The sequence below is a fragment of the Psychrobacillus sp. NPDC096389 genome, assembly GCF_044762855.1.
GTDB lineage: Bacteria > Bacillota > Bacilli > Bacillales_A > Planococcaceae > Psychrobacillus.
Window position 1 is genome coordinate 44,928 of sequence record NZ_JBIWFB010000012.1, and the last position, 20,617, is coordinate 65,544.

The 20,617-nt window shown below is 38.4% G+C and carries 22 protein-coding genes; all 22 read right to left on the reverse strand.

The features are described from left to right. Nucleotides 1–23: 23 nt before the first annotated feature. The 22 genes from qcrB to ACIQ38_RS21480 all read right to left on the reverse strand — a co-directional run bounded on the left by qcrB (nt 24) and on the right by ACIQ38_RS21480 (nt 20,617). A complete protein-coding gene (gene qcrB, locus ACIQ38_RS21375; RefSeq protein WP_402828124.1) occupies nt 24–698 on the reverse strand; it encodes a menaquinol-cytochrome c reductase cytochrome b subunit in 675 nt (224 codons plus the stop codon). A gap of 21 nt (nt 699–719) precedes the next feature. Further along, nucleotides 720–1,223 carry a Rieske (2Fe-2S) protein gene (locus ACIQ38_RS21380; protein ID WP_402828127.1) on the reverse strand — a complete coding sequence of 168 codons (504 nt, stop codon included), beginning with the start codon at nt 1,221–1,223 and terminating at the stop codon, nt 720–722. Between the two features lie 158 nt (nt 1,224–1,381). Next, the gene (locus tag ACIQ38_RS21385) at nt 1,382–1,828 is read right to left on the reverse strand and encodes a DUF2487 family protein (protein ID WP_402828129.1); all 447 of its coding nucleotides are present in this window, start codon (nt 1,826–1,828) and stop codon (nt 1,382–1,384) included. Between the two features lie 12 nt (nt 1,829–1,840). Continuing rightward, nucleotides 1,841–2,392, reverse strand: coding sequence for a ReoY family proteolytic degradation factor (locus ACIQ38_RS21390; RefSeq protein WP_402828132.1), 552 nt, complete (start codon nt 2,390–2,392; stop codon nt 1,841–1,843). Nucleotides 2,393–2,412: 20 nt separating this feature from the next. Next, the gene (locus ACIQ38_RS21395; protein ID WP_402828135.1) at nt 2,413–3,657 is read right to left on the reverse strand and encodes a tetratricopeptide repeat protein; all 1,245 of its coding nucleotides are present in this window, start codon (nt 3,655–3,657) and stop codon (nt 2,413–2,415) included. Between the two features lie 255 nt (nt 3,658–3,912). Continuing rightward, nucleotides 3,913–5,604 carry a methyl-accepting chemotaxis protein gene (locus tag ACIQ38_RS21400; protein WP_402828138.1) on the reverse strand — a complete coding sequence of 564 codons (1,692 nt, stop codon included), beginning with the start codon at nt 5,602–5,604 and terminating at the stop codon, nt 3,913–3,915. Nucleotides 5,605–5,908: 304 nt separating this feature from the next. Further along, nucleotides 5,909–7,204, reverse strand: coding sequence for a 3-phosphoshikimate 1-carboxyvinyltransferase (gene aroA, locus ACIQ38_RS21405; RefSeq protein ID WP_402828140.1), 1,296 nt, complete (start codon nt 7,202–7,204; stop codon nt 5,909–5,911). A 12-nt stretch (nt 7,205–7,216) separates the two neighbouring features. Continuing rightward, a complete protein-coding gene (locus ACIQ38_RS21410; protein ID WP_402828143.1) occupies nt 7,217–8,317 on the reverse strand; it encodes a prephenate dehydrogenase in 1,101 nt (366 codons plus the stop codon). Continuing rightward, nucleotides 8,317–9,417, reverse strand: coding sequence for a histidinol-phosphate transaminase (gene hisC / locus ACIQ38_RS21415; RefSeq protein ID WP_402828146.1), 1,101 nt, complete (start codon nt 9,415–9,417; stop codon nt 8,317–8,319). The genes ACIQ38_RS21410 and hisC overlap by 1 nt, the downstream gene beginning before the upstream one ends. Before the next feature lie 24 nt (nt 9,418–9,441). Next, nucleotides 9,442–9,804 (reverse strand): chorismate mutase, encoded by a 363-nt coding sequence (gene aroH, locus ACIQ38_RS21420; protein WP_402828149.1) that lies wholly within the window; start codon nt 9,802–9,804, stop codon nt 9,442–9,444. After that, a complete protein-coding gene (gene aroB, locus ACIQ38_RS21425; protein WP_402828152.1) occupies nt 9,805–10,893 on the reverse strand; it encodes a 3-dehydroquinate synthase in 1,089 nt (362 codons plus the stop codon). It lies immediately after the preceding gene. A 3-nt stretch (nt 10,894–10,896) separates the two neighbouring features. Continuing rightward, on the reverse strand, nt 10,897–12,078 hold the full coding sequence (gene aroC, locus ACIQ38_RS21430) for a chorismate synthase (RefSeq protein WP_402828155.1): 1,182 nt from the start codon (nt 12,076–12,078) through the stop codon (nt 10,897–10,899). Nucleotides 12,079–12,178: 100 nt separating this feature from the next. Then, nucleotides 12,179–12,949: a CheR family methyltransferase gene (locus ACIQ38_RS21435; protein WP_402828158.1), complete on the reverse strand. Its 771-nt coding sequence runs from the start codon at nt 12,947–12,949 to the stop codon at nt 12,179–12,181. Between the two features lie 113 nt (nt 12,950–13,062). After that, entirely contained in the window at nt 13,063–13,509 is a 447-nt protein-coding gene (ndk, locus tag ACIQ38_RS21440) for a nucleoside-diphosphate kinase (protein WP_142537214.1), read from the reverse strand. A gap of 81 nt (nt 13,510–13,590) precedes the next feature. Then, nucleotides 13,591–14,565, reverse strand: a complete 975-nt coding sequence (gene hepT / locus ACIQ38_RS21445) for a heptaprenyl diphosphate synthase component II (RefSeq protein WP_402828161.1) — start codon at nt 14,563–14,565, stop codon at nt 13,591–13,593. 20 nt (nt 14,566–14,585) lie between these two features. Beyond that, nucleotides 14,586–15,290, reverse strand: coding sequence for a demethylmenaquinone methyltransferase (locus ACIQ38_RS21450; protein WP_402828164.1), 705 nt, complete (start codon nt 15,288–15,290; stop codon nt 14,586–14,588). A 3-nt stretch (nt 15,291–15,293) separates the two neighbouring features. After that, on the reverse strand, nt 15,294–16,055 hold the full coding sequence (locus ACIQ38_RS21455) for a heptaprenyl diphosphate synthase component 1 (RefSeq protein ID WP_402828167.1): 762 nt from the start codon (nt 16,053–16,055) through the stop codon (nt 15,294–15,296). A 52-nt stretch (nt 16,056–16,107) separates the two neighbouring features. Further along, a complete protein-coding gene (gene mtrB, locus ACIQ38_RS21460) occupies nt 16,108–16,329 on the reverse strand; it encodes a trp RNA-binding attenuation protein MtrB (RefSeq protein WP_093273145.1) in 222 nt (73 codons plus the stop codon). 68 nt (nt 16,330–16,397) lie between these two features. Further along, entirely contained in the window at nt 16,398–16,967 is a 570-nt protein-coding gene (gene folE, locus ACIQ38_RS21465) for a GTP cyclohydrolase I FolE (protein ID WP_402828172.1), read from the reverse strand. Between the two features lie 297 nt (nt 16,968–17,264). Continuing rightward, nucleotides 17,265–17,537, reverse strand: a complete 273-nt coding sequence (locus ACIQ38_RS21470; RefSeq protein WP_093273151.1) for an HU family DNA-binding protein — start codon at nt 17,535–17,537, stop codon at nt 17,265–17,267. A 172-nt stretch (nt 17,538–17,709) separates the two neighbouring features. Continuing rightward, nucleotides 17,710–19,188, reverse strand: a complete 1,479-nt coding sequence (gene spoIVA, locus ACIQ38_RS21475; protein WP_402828176.1) for a stage IV sporulation protein A — start codon at nt 19,186–19,188, stop codon at nt 17,710–17,712. 712 nt (nt 19,189–19,900) lie between these two features. After that, nucleotides 19,901–20,617 (reverse strand): hypothetical protein, encoded by a 717-nt coding sequence (locus ACIQ38_RS21480; RefSeq protein ID WP_402828179.1) that lies wholly within the window; start codon nt 20,615–20,617, stop codon nt 19,901–19,903.

Sequence of the window (20,617 nt, forward strand, 5' to 3'; positions counted from 1 at the left end):
GAATTATCTGTTCCACTTACCCATTATAGTGGACCAGAAATACCTTGACGACGAATCATGATAAAGTGAGCCGCAAGTAAACCAAATAATGCAGCTGGTAAGAAGAACACATGAATCGCAAAGAATCTTGTTAATGTTTGTGCACCGATGATATGCTCATCACCAGCAAGTAACGTTTTGATCATTCCACCAATAAATGGAACAGATGCAGCAATTTCAATACCTACTTTTGTTGCGAACAATGCTTTCATGTCCCAAGGTAGTAAGTATCCCGTAAATCCTAAACCTAACATAACAGCGAAGATTAATACTCCGACCATCCAGTTTAGTTCACGAGGTTTTTTATAAGAACCAGTAAAGAATACACGTAATGTATGTAAGAACATCATAACAATAACAAGTGACGCTCCCCAGTGATGCATCCCACGCACGATTTCACCGAATGCTACTTCGTTTTGAAGATAGTATACAGATTCCCATGCATTTTCAATATCTGGTACATAATACATAGTTAAGAACATACCGGATAAGATTTGAATAACTGTAATGAAGAACGTTAATCCTCCGAAACAATAAACAAATGCAGAGAAATGGTGTGCAGGGTTTACGTGTTCTGGTACTTCGTGGTCTGCGATATCACGCCATATTGGTGTAATATCTAGACGTTCATCCACCCAATCATAGATTTTATTAAGCACTGATGTCGTACCCCCTTACTTTTAAACTAATGTGTTAGGTATAGCTTTTCCAATTTCCAAGAAACCGTCATTTTCACGAATTTCAAATTGATCCAACGGACCTAGAGGTGGTGTTTTTGGAACGTTCTGTCCGTTTTTCTCGTAACGACCTGCGTGACATGGACAGAAGAATTGATTTTTGTGAGCTGGGTCACCTTCCCAGTTTACCGTACATCCTAAATGCTTACATACAGGAGAAAGTGCGATAATTTGATCTCCTTCTTTATAAACCCATGCAGCATTTGTAATATCAGACTTGTACCATGCATCCACCTGTTCAAAAGTGAAGTCTACACGTTGTGGAACGTCCGTAATATCGGCAATTTTCTTCTCCGTTAGGACAAAATCTCCACCTTCTGATTTTTGCAATACAGGGTCTATTGCAAAACGTACCATCGGCATGAGCATTCCTGCTGCCATGAAACCGCCAACACCTGTTAGTGTATAACTTAGAAATTGACGTCTTGATACTTTATTGTTACTCATCCTTTTCCCCCCTCTTACTTAAAGGTCAGTCCAATGGACATACTTGCTTGAAATAATAATACTAGGACATATCCATGATATATCAATAAAAAAGGAAGGTCAATATTCCTTTGACATGAATTATGAACTTTGTGAACAAATCTTGCAACAATTTGTCACTAATTCGCCCATTTTTTCGCAAAAATCGGAATTAGTTGTCGTAGCTGATCTTCTAACACAGAATTTCTCATTTTTTGATCCATCGAATCTAGTGGAACGGATGGTGTCCAAATCACATCATGTTCGCCATCCATAGTGCTCCACTCCCGATCAGAAGTCACAAAGAATATGTATTTAAAATCCGCTTTTACTAGTTCTTCTTTCCATATTTCAAGCAATGACTGCTTGTCCTGGCTAGTTGTATAAGAGAAGGAAGGAAATAAAACAATCCTTCCTTTAAACTGATTTTCAATTAAATTGGCCAATGATAATGTAAAATCGGCTGCTGAGGCAGCAAATGGAAAGCCCTGCTCCGAACCATCTATGACAATTAGTGGGATGACTGCTGTATCTATATATTCTTTTTGTGCTTGAAATACTGCGCTATCTTTTCCGTTCCAATGCATGGGCTATCTCTCCTAATTTCCTCTATGTTGTAGTTGTTTCCATAATGCTGAAAGCTCTAGAAACTTTTCCTTATTATTTTCATCAATTGCTTCATCAATTTGCTTTTTTAGTTGTTCCACTTGAAATGAATGAAGACTTTCCGCTAACATATCTTCTGCGATTCGTTTATCTTTTTCACTAATATGCAAATACTTTGGCATAAAAGGATTTTCTTCTAGAACCGCTAAGTATTCTGGGCTTGGAGGGAGCATTTGAAAGTTCAATTGAATGTACATATCTTCTTCTGGGTGTAAACGCAAATCATGAAATGACTTTTCTGCATCGGCCGTCATCACGCTTCCTTTGTAAAAGCGAAAAGGAATACCAGATGATGTTGTAACCGACATAATCATCGCACGCGGGCAATAATGTGCTTCCTCCACAAAATGGACGTTATTCAACAATGTTTCGTGACTAATCAAGTAATTCAAAATCCAGACGCACTCTCTTCTTTTCATTTGATACTTTTTTAAAAACCAGCGAACAAATTCTTTTTTCTCCCCAACTGAAACAGAAGCAGTCACGTAACCTCTCCTTCCTTTTTTTATTCCACTAAGTCGAACCATGTACTATTTTCAGGCTGTAATTTTTGCAATATCGCTACTACTTCTAGTGCTTCGTCTCGCTTTCCTTCTTCAAGCAGGAAATAGACATACTGTTCTAAAAATGTAGCATCTTCTTTATGTTCAGTATATGCTAGTTTATAAAATGCATATGCTTCATCGTACAATTCTAAACGCTCATATGCTCGAGCTATAAATGGATACATAGAAGACCACTCAAAGTGTTGCTCTTTCAACGTTTCATACAGTTCGATTAACTCCTCATCCATCTCTTCTGTGGAAAATAAAGACGAAAGAATAAAAATCGCATCCATATATTCTGGGTCTAATACAATTGCTTCTCGTAAAAATGATTCCGCTTCTTTCACTCTACCCAATTTAAGCGATATTTTACCTGCAAATAAATAATATTCTTTTTCGAATTCATCTCGGGCAATTCCATCCGTTATCGCTTTCAATGCCTCTTCATTTTTTTCAAGCATCGCATACGTTTCCGCCAGCAACATATAGCCCGAAAAATAATCTGGATCGATTTCCAGCAAGCTTTCTAAATGCTTGGCTGCTGTTTCATAATGTTGCACTTGGAAAGATGCATATGCTGCGTGGAATAATACATCTGGTGCCACTTCTTTGCGTAGTGCAACCTCATAGTAGGGAATGGCTTCTTCATATGCTGCCCCTGCACTATAAATTTCTGCTAGCTTTAATGATAAATCCACAGCCGGAATAGCGTCTTTTACTGGGATCAAGTCTTCCATTATTCTAGCAGCTTCTAAATATCTACCAGTTTCCAGTAATAGTTCGCCTTTTGCGTAAAGAAGTAATGGCTCATTTGGCATAATACTAATTGCTTCATTAATCTTTTGCTCTGCCACTTCATATAGCCCAATCATTTGATAATAGTCTGCTAATGTTAGAAGTGCTTGCGGGTATGCATCACTCGATTTTTCGACTGTTGTAAGCAATTCAAGTGCCGCATCTTCTTTGTCCATTTCTAAGTAAAGTTGCGCTTGGTCGATTTTCAACTGATTTTCTTCTGGGAATAAATAGTGTAAATGATCTAATACTTGCACTGCTTGTTGTAAAAAACCATATTGGGCTAATAAATCCGCCAGTTCATATTGCTCATCTGGGTTCCCTTCTAATAAGAACGCATCTAAAAGTTCGCCCAATTTGTCGATATCTCCTTCTTCCATTGCTCGGATAAAAGGCATCATTTTTTCCATATCATCACCATACTTTCTCTATGTCTTTATCGTACAAGAACATTTCATTATGAACAAGAAAAAAACTCTCCAATTTGATGGAGAGCATTGAAAAGTGTTACTCAAATAAGTTGTTTAGTAAAAAATTGCATATGCAGGAGCGGTGGTTGATCACTTCCATGCAGAATGGAGGTGATCTTATGACAACCTTTGAAATAATAAGCTTATTAATTCAAATAGCGATTATTATTCAGTTAAGAATAATCTAGTGCTTTTTTATAGCTTGAATTGTTTTACGATTACTTGTAAATCTTCTGCCATATTAGACAAACTAGTAGCAGAAGCTGTAATTTCTTCCATAGAGGCAAGTTGTTCTTCGGAAGCGGAAGCTACGTTTTGCGTGTTGGAAGCGGAGTACTGCGCTATATTTGCCATTTCTTCGATCGATGCGCTCACTTCTTCTACGCTCGCGGACATTTCTTCCGTAATAGCGGAAACTTCTTGAATTTGAGCGGTAACTTGCTCAATAGAAAGTAAAATCTTCTCAAAACGCATTCCCGTTTCATCTACGATCACTTTTCCTGCTGCTACTTCTTTTGTACCGACTTCCATTACGTTTACTGCTTCTGCTGTATCGGTTTGAATTTGATTTATTAATCCTGCTATTTGGTCCGCAGAGTCTCGGGACTGTTCTGCAAGTTTACGAACTTCATCCGCAACTACCGCAAATCCTTGTCCATGTTCTCCAGCACGAGCTGCCTCTATTGCTGCATTAAGAGCCAATAAATTTGTTTGGTCTGCTATTCCAGTGATAACTTCGATAATATTGCCAATTTCCTGAGAAAGATTGCCTAATTTTTTTATACCTAAAGCAGATTCTGCTACTGCATTGTGGATAGCGTCCATTTGACGAATCATTTGTTGAAGTGATTCATTGCCCAAGTTTGCTTCTTTGTTCGTTTGAATTGCCGATTCGGAAACCGTGGATGAAGTTTCGGCTACTTGTTGAATTCCAATAGCCATTTCTTTCATAGCTTCCGAAGATTCGTTGGCAGAAATAACTTGTGTTTCTGAACCACTTGCCACTGCCTGTAAAGAAGTTACAATCTGTTCGGTCGCCTCAGATGTCTGTTCCGCACTTGCAGTTAGCTCCTCTGCGGAAGATGCTACATGATTCGAGTTCATACTCACTTGTTCAATTACCGTACGTAGATTTTCAGCCATCATATTAAAGGAACCGACTAAGTCCCCAATTTCATCTTTGTTTTTCACCTTAACCATATCTATTGAAAGATCACCGTCCGCCATTCTTTTCGCCGAGTTGGCTAGTGCAACAACTGGTTTGGAGATAAGACGCCCTATTATAATTGCAATTGCTACTCCAACAACAACAGCAATAATCCCTATTACTAATACAAGCCTAATTGTATCTTGTACTTTTACACTGTTGTCAGCACTACCATTGACTAGTAAATCATTTTGAAAACTTGAAAGTTTAGCTACTGCCGCGTCAAGTTTGACCAAAATATCTCTACCTTCCGAAGAAACAAGCCTTTCGTATTCATTCGTTTTGTTTTGCTTTTTAAGATTAAATACCTTCTCCGTGAATTGTGCGTACTCCGCTTGAACCTGATGGATATCTTCTAACATCTTAATTGCTTCTGGAAGCTTAAACTTAGCTAATAAAGCATCATATGCTTTATTATAGTTAGAGACAGCGGTAGTATGATCTTCAAGAGATTTATTATCTCCTACTATCAGATACCCTCTCATCGCAATAATTTCTTGTTTGACCGCCACTTGTAACTGGCTAATTTCTACAGCTTTCATTGCTTTATCTTCTACTAAGTCAGTATATGAATTATTGACAGCTGTAATTTGGCTGTAGCTAATCCCAATCATAATGACTAATAATAGTAAAACTGCAGAAAATCCGACTAGCAGTTTTTTGTTAATTGTCCATTTCATATAAAAACTCCTTAACCCCTTTTTATTTTTTTCACTCATTCAAACTTATTGTCTACTAATTGTGTCTAAATTAGCGAAAATATACCTATATAAAAATAGCATATAGAACTATAAAAAGAAAGGTGATTTACATTTTTTTAATAAATAATCATAGTTTTAAGATGTATCATATCAAATCGGTAATATTTATCTTTCACTGTAATTTGGTGCAAAATCAATTTTATGTCTGAAAAAGTAAAAATGTACTAAAAATAAAAACAGACCAAGAGACGAATTTCTTCGTCCTTGGTCTGTAGAGATATATTTATTTACTAATTCGCACGCTGTCCAATTGCTCAAAGAAGTTCGGATAGGAAACTGCAATGCAAGCAGGATCATCTAGCGCAATGCCACTTGATGTAATGAGTGATGCGATTGCCCCCATCATGCCAATACGATGGTCACCATATGTCTTAAACTCGCCGCCATGCAGAGGAGTCGGTCCTTCAATAATCATCCCGTCTTCTGTAGCAGTAATATTGGCACCGAGTTTCTTTAATTCATTGACGACTGCATCAATTCGATTCGTTTCTTTTACTTTTAACTCTTCTGCGTTTTTAATGACTGTTTTACCTTCCGCTTGAGTCGCGAGTAAAGCAATGATCGGAATTTCATCGATCAACCGGGGAATTAAATCTCCGCCGATTTCTGTGCCTTTTAGGGAAGATGTCTCGATTTCAATCGTTCCCATTTCTTCATGGCTCGTATTTTCCGACATGTTGATCGATAAATTTGCCCCCATTGCTTGAAGCACATCGATAATGCCTGTTCTCGTTTCGTTTAAGCCGACATTGGTTAAGATCAGTTTGCTATTAGGAACAATTGCTCCCGCGGCTAAAAAGAATGCTGCAGAAGAAATATCACCTGGTACGACGACATGAGTTCCAGCAAGTTTTTGGCCGCCTTGCAATCGGATTGTTTTGTTTCGGACTTTAATGTCTGCTCCGAAATGTTGGAGCATTTTTTCTGTATGATCGCGAGAGGTTTCTATTTCTTGAATAATCGTTTCTCCTTGTGCATGTAGGGCAGCAAATAAAATAGCAGACTTCACTTGTGCACTCGCAACAGGCATTTGGTAATGAATAGACGCTAAATTTGTTCCTTCCACCGCAATTGGCGTAAATTGTCCATTTTCTCGACCAATTAACTTCGCGCCCATTTGCTTTAACGGATCTGTTACTCGTTTCATCGGTCTCTTTTGAATCGACTCGTCACCAATGAGAACAGATGACACGTTGGAACCTGCGAGAATTCCAAGCATAAGGCGTGTTGTCGTACCAGAGTTACCAGTATATAAAATCTCGTTAGGCTCTTTCCACGCTTGAATGCCGTTACTCTCGATATGAACATTTTCTTCTTCTACCATAATTTCGACACCAAGCTTTTGGAAGCAGTCAATCGTCGCTAGGCAATCATCACTTAGTAAGAAGCCTTCCACCGTAGTGGTACCTTCAGCCATTGCTCCAAACATAATAGAGCGATGGGATACAGACTTGTCTCCAGGAATTCGCAAAGTTCCTTGTAAGGAAGGCTGTTTGTAGTCCAATACTTTACTCGTCATCCTTCTTCCTCCTTAAGAAATATACGTGTCAAATGTCGTGTTTTTGGCAATGCATTGGACCGCTTTCGCACGATCTTCTGTCGTTTGAAAACTAATGACCAAAATTCCAAAAACGTCTACGCGGGTTTCCACAATTCGCAAATTCGTAATACTAATACTGTCTTTGGCTAAGTAGCCTGTAATTTCTGAAATAACCCCTGGATAATCAGGAACATCGACATACAAATCAAATACAGAAAACATCGCCCCTTGTGCGGTGATCGGCAGTTCATCTCGCACTTGTTTGGCCGTTTGAAAATAATTTTCAATATCTTCTTCATCTGCGTGAAGCAATAGATTTTGCAGATTAATCATCTCTTCTGTCCACATTTGCAATTGATCACTAAGTTCCTGGCGATTTTGAACGGTTATATCCCGCCACATAATTGGATTTGCCGAAGCGATACGCGTTAAATCGCGGAACCCCCCTGCTGCAAGTTGTTTTGTGAATGGAAATTTTTCATTTTCCCCTGCCAGTTGGTGCACTAATGATGCCGCAACTAGATGTGGAAAGTGACTGACAACTGCCGTCATATGGTCATGTTCTTCTGCATTCACTTGGACGATTTTCGCTTTTGTTACTTGCAATAAATTCGTCAGTATCGCAACGATTTCTTTATCTTCATCTGGAAATGGAGTTAGCAAATAGTAGGCATTTTCAAAGAGATGCGCTCTAGCTGCCTCAACCCCACTTTTATGCGAGCCGGCCATTGGATGACCGCCGATAAACGTAATGCCTCGCTCTTTTAATGTGCGTGCTGCTTTCATTATTTCATTTTTTGTACTGCCCGTATCAGTCACTATAACTTGGTCTTTTAGGTTCCAGGTCGATAACTCGTTCATCAGACGAATCGTTTCATTGACAGGAGTAGCAAAAACGATAACATCTGCAATTTCAGCCGCCTCTTTTATATGAACTGCCATTTCATCAATAACACCTATTCTTTTCGCTGTTCGAAGTGATGGTGCATGGGCGTCATAACCGATTATTGTCACATGTTCGTTCCGCTTTAAACCAAGGGCAAGTGAGCCTCCTATTAGACCAAGCCCAATGATGAAAATCGTTTGTTTCATTACAAAACGCCTTCCTCTTTTAACACTTCATCTAATTTTTGTAGTAATTCTGTGTTTTGTGCCTCTGTTCCAATAGTGATTCGAAGATAACCTGGTTTCCCAAGTGCATTTCCGCTTCGAACGATAAAACCACGTTTCATCAATCCTTGGAACACTGCGTCACTATCTGCTTTCACTTCCATGAACACAAAGTTTGTGTGAGAAGGATAGAAATGGAGATTACGCTGCGCACAGTATGCTTCATATTGTGCTTTTCCAGCATTATTTTTTTCCCTACACGATTCGATAAACGCTTGGTCTTCTAAGCCGATAATCGCTACGGATTGGCTTAATACTGTGTTATTAAATGGTTCACGTGTTGGCTCTAACTGACTAATAACTTCTTCTGAACCAATAGCATACCCTACACGGAAACTAGCTAAGCCGTATGCTTTAGAGAAAGTACGCATGATTAATACGTTTGGATGTTTATCCAATAAGTGAATCGAGTCTTCGTACGTTTCATCTGTTATGTATTCGGTATAAGCTTCATCTAAAACGATTAATACATCATTTGGTACCTTTTCCACGAATGCTTTAATTTTATCACTAGCAATAAGTGTTCCCGTTGGATTATTCGGGTTACAAATCCATACGATTGCTGTGTTTTCATCGATCGCATCTGCCATTTTATCTAAATCATGTTCACCGTTTGGAAGTAAAGGAACCGTTTTGACTTCTGCTCCTTCTACGATAGCATTATGTTTGTATTGGCCGAATGTAATATCAGCTACTACTGTATTTAAACCTGGCTGAAGTAGTGCTCTTGAAACGATTAATATATTCTCATCTGAACCATTTCCAAATAATAATTGTTTTTCTGAAACGTTCACATGTTTTGCTACAGCTGTGCGAAGTTTTGATGCATAGCCATCTGGGTAAATAGCAAAGTCGAAACTTGCACTATCCAAGTATTCTTTTACTTTAGGAGATGCCCCGTAAGGATTTTCGTTCGATGCAAGCTTAGTTACAGTTTCTAAGTTGAACATTTTTTTTACTCCGTCTGTTGTTTTTCCTGGTTGGTATGCTTGTAAGCCAGCAATTTGTTTTTTGAATTTCATGTGAAAGCTCCTCGTTTCTTATTATTATTTGACTAAGTCAGGTCTTAATATAACCGCATCATTTAAATAGATATGCTGGATATCTTGCTGTTTTTTATCGGTATTGATATGCATTAAAAGCCTTACACACTTTTCTAGTGCGTTTGGAACATCCATTTCATGTGTACACATTACCGGTACATACGTCCATCCTTCTAAACTTCTCACTGCTCTTGCAGGGAATGCGGATGTAATATCTGTCGTCGTTGAAATGATGACGGATGCTATGTCTTCTGGTTGGACATCATTTGCTTTTGCCATTTCTTGTACTAGTCGCGCAGTTTCTATCAATACTTCTTCATTTGAATCTGCCGATACAGTTGTTGCGCCTCTAACTCCTCTGAACATCTACATTCCCTCCTTGATCCACTTTCTCAATTGCTCGTCACAATTTTGCACTTCACTCATCGAAATAACTTGGACGAACGGCTCTCCAATTTCTTGAAGTAAGGCAAAATGGAGTTCTCCGTTCGTTGTTTTCTTGTCTTTTAACATAAATTCTGCTAATCGCTCAAACGGACAATCTAGTACATGCTTGAAATTGTATCCTAGTTTACTGGCAAGTTCATATACTTTGTGGGCATAATCTGCTGCTACATTTCCGTTCATTTCACTTAGCATTAAGGCAGGAATCATACCGATCATGACTGCTTCGCCATGCGTAATCTTCCCATAACCTACAGTCGCCTCGATGGCATGTCCATATGTATGGCCAAAATTTAAATATTTGCGATACGATTGCTCTTTTTCATCCAATTCCACGATATGTGCTTTCACTCGAATACCTTTTTCGATCCATTGTAATAACGCTTCTTTGTCGATCGATTCGAGGTCAGGTAATGCAAAAAATTCATTTACCCACTTTGGATCACTAATTAATGCGTGTTTAATCACTTCCGCTAGACCTGAACGTACTTCGTTTGTTGGTAAAGTAGCTAAAAAATGAAAATCGTAAATGACCGCTTGTGGCTGATAAAAAGCACCAATCATATTCTTGCCGTTAGGATGATTGATAGCAGTCTTTCCGCCAACTGCACTATCATGCGCTAAAATGGTCGTAGGTATTTGATAAAATGGAATCCCACGCATAAATGTAGCCGCAACAAATCCCGTCAAATCCCCTACTGCTCCCCCACCTAATGCAAATAGCACGGAATTCCTCGAACAGTTTTCTGTTAGTAAAAATGTTTGAACATCAAAATATGACTCAAATGTTTTACACGCTTCTCCATTTGGCACGATATATACTTTAAATGGGAACGTAAAATGCTCTCGAACATATTGTTCATGTAGACTCCAAACATGCTCATCCGTAATAATCACAAGCTGATCCGCTTTTTCAAGTGCTGCTTTATACTGGACACAAAAGTCCTGTAATATATTTTCTCCTAAATGCACTTCATACGAGGCATCGGTTGTTTTTACCGGGATATTCACAATTTAAAACCCCTTTGTATAAGCTCGATGTCTTTCTATTTCTGCTTTTAATGAATCCATTTTATCGCCGTTAAATGTATCTAATAGAGCTTGCGCGATTTCCCATGCAATGACTGCCTCAGCAACGACAGACGCTGCTGGTACTGCACAGCTATCAGATCGTTCAATACTTGCTTTAAAAGGTTCTTTTGTATCGATATCGACGCTTTGTAGCGGCTTATAAAGCGTTGGAATTGGTTTCATCACACCACGTACTACGATTGGCATTCCTGTCGACATACCGCCCTCTAAACCACCTAGACGATTCGTATCGCGCGTATATCCTTCTTCCTCACTCCAAGAAATTTGGTCATGGACTTGACTTCCAAATAAATTCGCCATTTCAAACCCTAGTCCAATTTCTACACCTTTGAATGCATTGATACTCATCATAGCCATCGCTAGTTTCGCATCCAGTTTACGATCATAATGCACATAGCTCCCTACACCTGCTGGCATACCGGAAATGATTACTTCGACGACACCACCGATTGTATCTCCTGCTTTTTTCGCATTGTCGATTGCTTCCACCATTTTTTCTGAAGCTTCAGAATCCAAACAATAAACTGGGTCCGCTTCGACAACTTCGCGAATCTCTTCGATCGTTTTACCGGTAGCTAGACTTAAATCCGCTTCAATTCCGCCAATTTTCGTTACATGGGCAACAATGGAAATACCTAACTCGCTTAGTAATTGTTTTGCCACTGCTCCTACTGCAACTCTGACAGTTGTTTCACGTGCAGAAGAACGCTCTAATACATTGCGTAAATCGCGATGTCCATATTTCATACCACCAACTAAATCGGCATGCCCCGGACGTGGTCTTGTAATTTGGCGTTTAATATCTTCTGGATCAATTTCTTCTCCAAGTGGTTCAATGCCCATAATATTCGTCCAATGTTTCCAATCATCATTGTTTACTACAAGACAAACTGGTGATCCTAGCGATTTACCGTGGCGCACTCCTGCCGTAATGGCTACAGTATCCTTTTCAATCTGCATTCTTCTTCCACGACCGTGGCCACCTTGGCGACGTTTCAATTCCTTATTTATCTGTTCACTCGTAATTTCTAATTGGGCTGGTAACCCTTCAATAATTGCTGTAAGTTGTGGTCCATGTGACTCACCTGCTGTTAAATAACGCACAACACTTTCCCCCTTCAACTCGCTAAAGTATTTGTATTCAACTATAACATAAAAACTATTTCAAAGTATAGAAGAAAACCGTCCAAATTTTTTGGACAGTTCATTTTTTCCGATAAAAAAACGTATCTTCTGTTTCAAACCCATATTTCCCAGGATTGAAAATCTGTTCGGTACTACCGACAAATAGGATCCCACCTGATTTAAGTGAGTCACTAAAGCTTTGATAGATTTGATCCTTCGCATCTTCCGTAAAATAAATCATGACGTTTCGACAGATAATCAAATCAAAATTCTTTTCATATGTATCCTTTAATAAATTATGTTTTTTAAATGTAACGGTCTTTTTAATCGCATCATCCACTTTATAAAAGGCTGCTTGTTTCTCGAAATATTTCGACTTCATATTAGCCGGAACTTCCGCTAGCGAACGTTCTGGATAAATTCCTACCTTTGCACGTCCGATTGCATTTTCATCTAAATCTGTCGCAAGAATTGAGATTTGCGAAAGGGGTAGATGATTAGACAGCACCATAGCAGTCGTATAAGGCTCTTCTCCAGTCGAACATGCGGCACTCCATATTTTTAATCGTTTGTTCTCTGCTAGTAGTTTAGGAAATATTTTCTGTTCTAAAACATCCCAGCGTTTGGCATTTCGATAAAATTCCGATACATTAATCGTCATTCTATCTAGAAACTCATTTAATAAATCTCTATCTTTGTCTAGCGCCTGAAAGAAATCGACAAAGTTATTAAATCCTTTTTTTTCGTATAAGGAAGTTAGGCGCCGCTTCATTTGTGCTTCTTTATATGCTGCTAGATCAATTCCTGTTTTTCGTTTAATGGAATCTACAAACTTAATATAGTCTGGCAACTGACATCGTTCCTTTCCATAGACCTGTATCTAGTATATCGCATTCTGACCGTTTCGAATATAGAAAAAGACAGACAAATGTGAACACTTGTCTGTCTTTTTATTAGTAATAATTAATTAATCCAGTTGTTAGCGTCTTTTGCGTAAGCAACTAATTCTTCTTGTTTGAAGAATAGACCGATTTCGCGTTCAGCGCTTTCCGGTGAGTCAGAACCGTGGATAATGTTTTTACCAACAGTTACTGCGAAGTCTCCACGGATAGTTCCTGGAGCTGATTCTTTAGGGTTTGTAGCACCCATCATAAGACGAGCTGTTGAAATAACATTTTCACCTTCCCAAACCATTGCGAAAACTGGTCCGGAAGTGATGAATTCTACTAATTCACCAAAGAATGGGCGTTCTTTATGCTCGCCGTAATGTTGTTCAGCTAATTCAGTTGGAATTTGCATTAATTTTGCTCCAACTAATTGATATCCTTTTTTCTCAAAACGACTTACGATTTCACCGATTAAGTTACGTTGTACGCCGTCAGGTTTTACCATTAAAAATGTTTTTTCCATCATTAACACTCCTCAAATAAATATAATGGGCTGAAATTCTCCACCGTTAAAAATAGTATCACTAAGATCTACAATTTTCAATTAAAACTTACGTTTACCCATAAATAGCGCAATATTTTGCAAAGATTTTTTTGCAGAATTCGCAGGTAATTGTTTCACTTCACTTAAAGCTTTTTGTAAATATAGATTACTTAGTTGTTTGGCCTTCGTCATGCCATCTGATTGACGAATTGCCTTTAATAGTATTTGTCGATCAGTAGCAGAAATCGTCCCTTCCAACATGGCATGGAGTAATGGGGCAACTGCAGGCTCATCTTTTGCATATAGCACTGGTAACGTAATATTCCCTTGCAATAAATCACTTCCAGCTGGCTTGCCTAATTGCTCATCAGTCGAGACAATGTCTAATATATCATCGATAATTTGGAAGGACATCCCGACATAATAACCAAATAGTTTTAAATGCCTGATTGTTTTAGCATCCGTTCCAGATGCGATTGCACCTAACTCACAACTCGCAGAGATTAAGATAGCGGTTTTACGCTTTATCCTTCTCAAATAATCCCTTACTGTTTGGTCTAATAAGCGTTTATCTTCCACTTGAATAATCTCGCCAATGCAAAGCTCTATCATGGTGTGAGATAACACTTCATGTGCGTATGTATTTTGTACTTCTGTTATGTATTCCATCGCTTTCGCAAAAAGAAAATCTCCTGTGTACATTGCCACTCGATTATTCCATTGCGCTTTGACCGTTTCCCTACCTCTTCTTGTTTCTGCGTCGTCTATCACATCGTCATGTACAAGAGAAGCCATATGTATCAGTTCTATCGGAACAGCAACATGTTTAATGGAGTCAATCGAGTAATTTCCGAACTTCGCTGCAAGTAGAACAAAAACGGGTCGAATTCGTTTTCCTCCAGCGAGAAGTAAATGAAGAGAGGCTTCATTCAATAAGGGAGAGGAAGAATTCACAGCTACTGCTAGCTCTTTTTCTATGACTTCTAAATCCGATTTTAAATCGGAATAAAGTAATTTCAACTTCATCTTATCCACAGATCCAAACCTTCCCCCACTTAAATATCTTTTTTGAAACCAATATGTCTTGCTGCTGCACCACCACTATATGGCTTACTCGTTACACGTTCCATGCCAACTTGTTCAAATAATTTTGTTAGTTCCGCTCTATTTGGAAAGTCTTTCGCTGATTCCTGTAACCAGGAATATTCTTTATAACTTTTTGCAAATAGTTTACCAAACATCGGCATTATATAACGGAAGTATAGTCGAAATCCGGCATTGAAAATTTTAGAATCTGGATGGGATGTTTCTAAGCAGACAATCATACCACCGGGTTTTGCAACTCGATTCATTTCACTAAGCACTTGTTTATAATCCGGCACATTTCGAAGACCAAACCCAATAGTGACATAATCGAATGTGTTGTCTTCAAAAGGTAACTCCATTGCATTTCCTTGCAATAAATCAATTTGTGAAATGTTTTTCACTTTTTCTTTGCCGACATTCAGCATATTTTGACTGAAATCTAGCCCTGTTACTCTTCCAGTTGGGCCAGTTGCATCTGCTAAAGCAATTGTCCAGTCAGCAGTACCACAGCATACATCTAATGCAGCACTACCTGTTTTCACTTGCATTGCTTTCATCGTGTCACTACGCCATATTTTATGTTGTTGAAAACTGATGACAGAGTTCATCGAATCATAATTATCTGAAATTTTTTCAAATACTTCATGTACATGTTGTTCTTTTGATTTTCCCACCGTTTAACCTTCTCTCAACTGCGTTTCCAGCGAACGTTTAGTTACCCGCTCCACGATAGCATGTTTGACATGATCTTTTAATAATTCCGAAGAACGGACGTCTTGTATTAAATCGTTTTCTATTTTTTTCACTTCCGCTTGAAGTAAGTTTATATTCGATTTCAAGACAGAAGATTTATCGATATATAGTGTAACTTCCATTCGTTCATAAGCAGCAATCTCTTTTTTCAATGATGCTAGTAATAACGCTTCTTTCATGAAAAATACATATTCATGATAAGAGTAGTACTCCATAAATTGTTCGATCGGTTTACTTACAATCAGTTGAATAGAACCTATCAGTTGTTCAAACGTATAGTTTTGTTTGTCGTAAAACCTCGTTTTGTGCTCCGTAATAGAAGTGACACATTCTGACAATTGTTGTATTAAATCTATCTTTTTATCTTTTGCTAATAGCTGATAATATTTCCCGCTGTAATAGTCTCCTGCTAGCACTTGTAATTGTTGTTCTCTCGACGTCGCATTTTGTTCTTTCACTAAATCATGTGAAGCAAGTGCCGAGAAAATCAGAGAAACCGCGAGTACAGAAATTCTTTCTGATTCGTTCCAATCTTCCCCATTGAGTAGTGGTAAAAGTGTAAAAAACAAACGTTCTTCATCAATGATAGGAGTACCTGTATAGTTTAACAAAGTGCTTTGCCGAATTTGCATGAGGATGTCGCTTTTATATTGTTTTACCTGTTGTGTGATCATTGCTTCATTCATTACACTTTACTCCATTTCCCAACCGCGCTTACTTTACTTTAGTGTAGGTCTTTTATTTTTTGGATTCACTTTGAATAACACCGTTTGCTGTGTGAACAGATGCTTTTCCTCTAATTTTCATCGCAGATGTGTGCTCTGTAAATTGGGCAATCATTACTTCACCTGTATCTAGTTTTTCAGAATGATGGAACTTTGTATCCGTGCCACGGGTTAGCCCAATGACATGCACCCCATCTTCTTCTGCTTTTATGACGATAAAATCTGAACTAGACATAATTTAATCTCCTTTACCCGAACAATCTTTTTTCATCATACCATATTCTAAAACTTTCTCCAAAACAGTTACTTCATCTGTATAAAAGATAATATTTCGGAGCGTTTTACTTCGTCTGTTTCCAAAATCCCTCTAGCTACTGCCGTTACCGTTTTAGCACCTGGTTTTTTAATGCCACGCATCGTCATACACATATGCTCTGCCTCAATAACAACATAAACTCCGTGGGGATTCAACATTTCCATAATATCTTCTGCGATACTGGATGTGATTCTTTCCTGTAGTTGTGGGCGTCTTGCCGTTGTTTCAACAGCTCTCGCTAATTTACTTAATCCGGTTACGACTCCATCACGAGGAATATATGCCACATGTGCTTTTCCGTAAAAAGGGACAAGATGATGCTCGCACATGGAATGGAAAGGAATATCTTTTACTAATACAAGCTCTTCATGTTCTTCGTTAAATACGGTCTTGAAATATTCTTTTGGATCTTGATGTAAGCCTTCAAACATTTCCGCATACATTTTAGAAACTCGTTTCGGCGTTTCGAGTAATCCTTCTCTTTCGGGATCTTCTCCAACTGCCTCTAAAATCATTTTTACTGCTTCTTCTATTTTTTTCAGATCGACATTCGTCATCTGTTAACCCCCTAGAACTAACTTATATACCATTAGCATCTTAGCATACGAATGCAATATAATAAATATTTTTTACTTTATTCAATAGCAAGTCTTGTATAAAGTAAAGCCTCCACTAGATGTCACAATTTTGAAAGGAATTAATTGCTCATACGCAATTCAAAATTTGGACGCAATTACGCCAAGGCGAAACTGATTTATGTACCTTCACAATTTTTCTTTCGTACTATGTAATTGAAAAGAACGGCTACTATGAAGCAAGCTTCACAATAACCGTTCTATGTACTACAACATCAATTATTTAACTGCGTCTTTAAGTGCTTTACCTGGTTTAAAAGCAGGCACCTTGCTAGCAGCGATGTCGATTTCTTCACCTGTTTGAGGGTTACGTCCTTTACGTGCTGCACGTTCACGAACCTCAAAGTTACCGAAGCCGATTAATTGAACTTTACCTCCATCTGCAAGAGCAGCTTGAATTGATTCAAATACAGCTTCAACAGCTTTAGATGCGTCTTTCTTAGAAAGTTCTGCAGCTTCCGCAACAGCGTTTACTAATTCTGTTTTATTCATACCATTCACCTCCTCTCAAAGGAAGATAGCTTTAAGCCTGTAAAAAGAGTATCACAACAGAAATGGCTTCGCAACACTATTTACACGTGTTTAGGGAAGAATCCTTAAAAAAACGGCATTTTCATAAAAATACAGGACTTTTCGCATAGTCGCGAAAAGCCCTGTATCAGATTTACAGTATAAACGTTACCATTCCTCGATCGCCTTCGTTTACCATTCTTTCGATCGTTTGACGCATTCTATTTTTCGCCACTGCCGAAACGCTTTCCGTTTTGTAGCGCAAACTTTCTTTCATCACTTCGACTAAGGAAGTTCCGAAAACCTGTGTTTGCCATAAGGCATCACGATCGTGCAAATACCCATGTTTTAAATCTTTTAATAATTGCTGACTATGGAATTCTGAGCCGATGAGCGGTGCAAATTCTGCCTCCATATCGACCCGAATAATGTGAAGAGAAGCTGCTTTTGCTTTTAAGCTAACTCCATAAAAATTATTTTGTTTAATGATTTCAGGTGCAGAAGGTTGGAAATCTTGTATAGTTGGTAGCGACACGCCGTATCCGTGATTTTTCGCCGCTTCTAGTGCTTCTGAAAATTTATTATATGCCTTTTTCGCCGTTGAAGCATCCTTCACGAACAAAAGCCAATCTTTTTTCGATTGAATTGGTTCTTCTAACCACTCATCGCACACTTCTTGGAACACTTCTGGCTTCAAGCCTATTTGAATACAAGCAGATCCTCGACCCGGATTCGCCTCTACGACTTCTGCCGATTGAATAAATGGCACTTGCTTGAACCTTGCAGCAAGTTCTTTTACGTCTTTCATTTTTGAGACAATTTGTAACCATTCGTGTAAAGAAGAAGTGATGGCATTGTTCACAAAATGATCCGGTTCTAGTACATCCGTCCAATCAGGCTTTAACACTTCAATATCGGTAATTGGAAATTCATAAAGTGCCTGTTGGAGTATGTACTGAATTTCCTCCGCAGTCATACGATCAACAGCTACCGCGATTACAGGCACTTCATGTTTTTTCTGTAATTCTTCACTCAATTGAATCGTGTCTATATGACCAGGATTTTTGCTATTTAATACAATGACAAATGGTTTACCGATTTCTTTTAGTTGCGAAATAATTTGCTCTTCTGCTTCTTCCGCTGCTTTTCGCGGAATATTATTTACTGATCCATCTGTCGTTACGACGATACCAATTGTTGAATGATCACGAATTACTTTGTCAGTACCTATTCGCGCTGCTTCTTCAAATGGGATTGCTTCGCTATGCCATGGGGTGTGTACGAGTTTCTGTCCGTCTTCTCCAGATCCAGTGTTAATCCCTTCGATCATGTAGCCAACACAATCTACTAACCGAATTTGTAGTCGTAATTGATCTTCTCCTAGGTGGATATTCGTTCCATGTGCTGGGACAAATTTAGGTTCTGCAGTCATAATGACATTACCTGGAGAACTTTGCGGAAGCTCATCTTGCGCACGAATTCTTTCCGCTTCATCTTGAATATTCGGAATGACAACGAGCTCCATTACTCGTTTGACAAAAGTTGATTTGCCTACCCTAACTGGACCTACAACACCAATATACACATCTCCATTAGTTCGCTCTGCTATTTGTTCATAAAGTTGATTTGACATGGATAGTCTCCTTTCTTCGCAATCTAATATATGTGACAAAAAAACGTTTCATGCATAAAGCATAAAACGTTTTTCTATGTATGAATTATCCTTGCATGTGGTACTCGCGTGAAGTTCCAGTAGAGTAAATTACAATGCATTATGGAGAGTGTGACATAAAAGGTGGCCGCTAGTCATCGCGCGTGGGACCCAACTATATCCGAGCTATTTATCTGGAGAAGATTGCCCAATATAAAATGCGCAACGTTCTAGTCATTTCCCGCAACATTAAATAGAATTCGCGCAACATTTCACTTCAAACGCGCAACATTAGGGGTCATTTGCGCAACGTTGACAAAAATGATTCATAGTCATCGTCGTCTCACTTCAAGTAAACTTGTTGTTATAAGAATTAGTTGCTTTCATATACAATTTAGTTGCTCTTGCGCTGATTTTAGTTGCTTTCGGTGTAGAATTAGTTGCTTTCAATGACTAATCGGTTGCTCTTAGCCATTTACTGGAAAAGCTTAATTAAAAATAAGAATAAATTTTATATGGAGCGAGTTGATACTGAAAAAGTAGGCAATTTCTGTTGCTTTTGCAGCAGTCACTTCCTTAAGAAGATTTATACAAAAAAGATTAGGGAAGTGACAGCATCACTTTCCTAATCTTTTTTTATTAGATAATAATCCGTCCAAAACAAATTGAAACATACTAGTCTAACACATCGTCTCTACTTTGCAGGCGTAATCATAAAAACTGGTTCATTATTTTCATTTACCGTATATGGAAGCGAGTAGGCAGGAACAATGGCAAAATTATCGGTCAGTAAAAAGCGGATATCTTCTCCCGGTTTTACCTCTACTTCATTGTCTTGAAGTAAATGATTTAACTCGATAGAGTAATCCACATACACTTTCCCGTCACCTGTCGCTACTAATGGCAACTGTGTGTCGGAATAAGGACTTTGCACAGATAACTCACTTTTATATCCCATTTTCTTGTAATCTAGCTTATATACCCCTTCTGCAATGATTTCTGCAACCGGTCCGTATCCGTTGATCCCTTTTCGGTAGTTAATATCTCGGATTGTATCTGCGAGACGCAAATCTACCAATTTAACAGTAGGATTTTCCTCTACGTCCATAATCACATATTGGTAAATTCCACCTGCTTCGTAGGAGTTTGCAGGGACTTTCCCCATGTATGCAGGCACTACTTTTTTAAAGTCGATTGGATATTTTATATATTGATCTGTTTCCATATCTCTTGTTTTTATTGGAAGTAAGCCTCCCGAATCTTCCCGAAAGCTATTTACTGCATTTTGGACAGCGTTTAATTGATCTTCGTATGGCAATAAATTCTCTGGCTCATATCCGCTTTTGTAACTACACCCAGCTAATACGAGAAGGCCCATAGTAAGAATTGCTAATAGACGTAATTTTTTCAT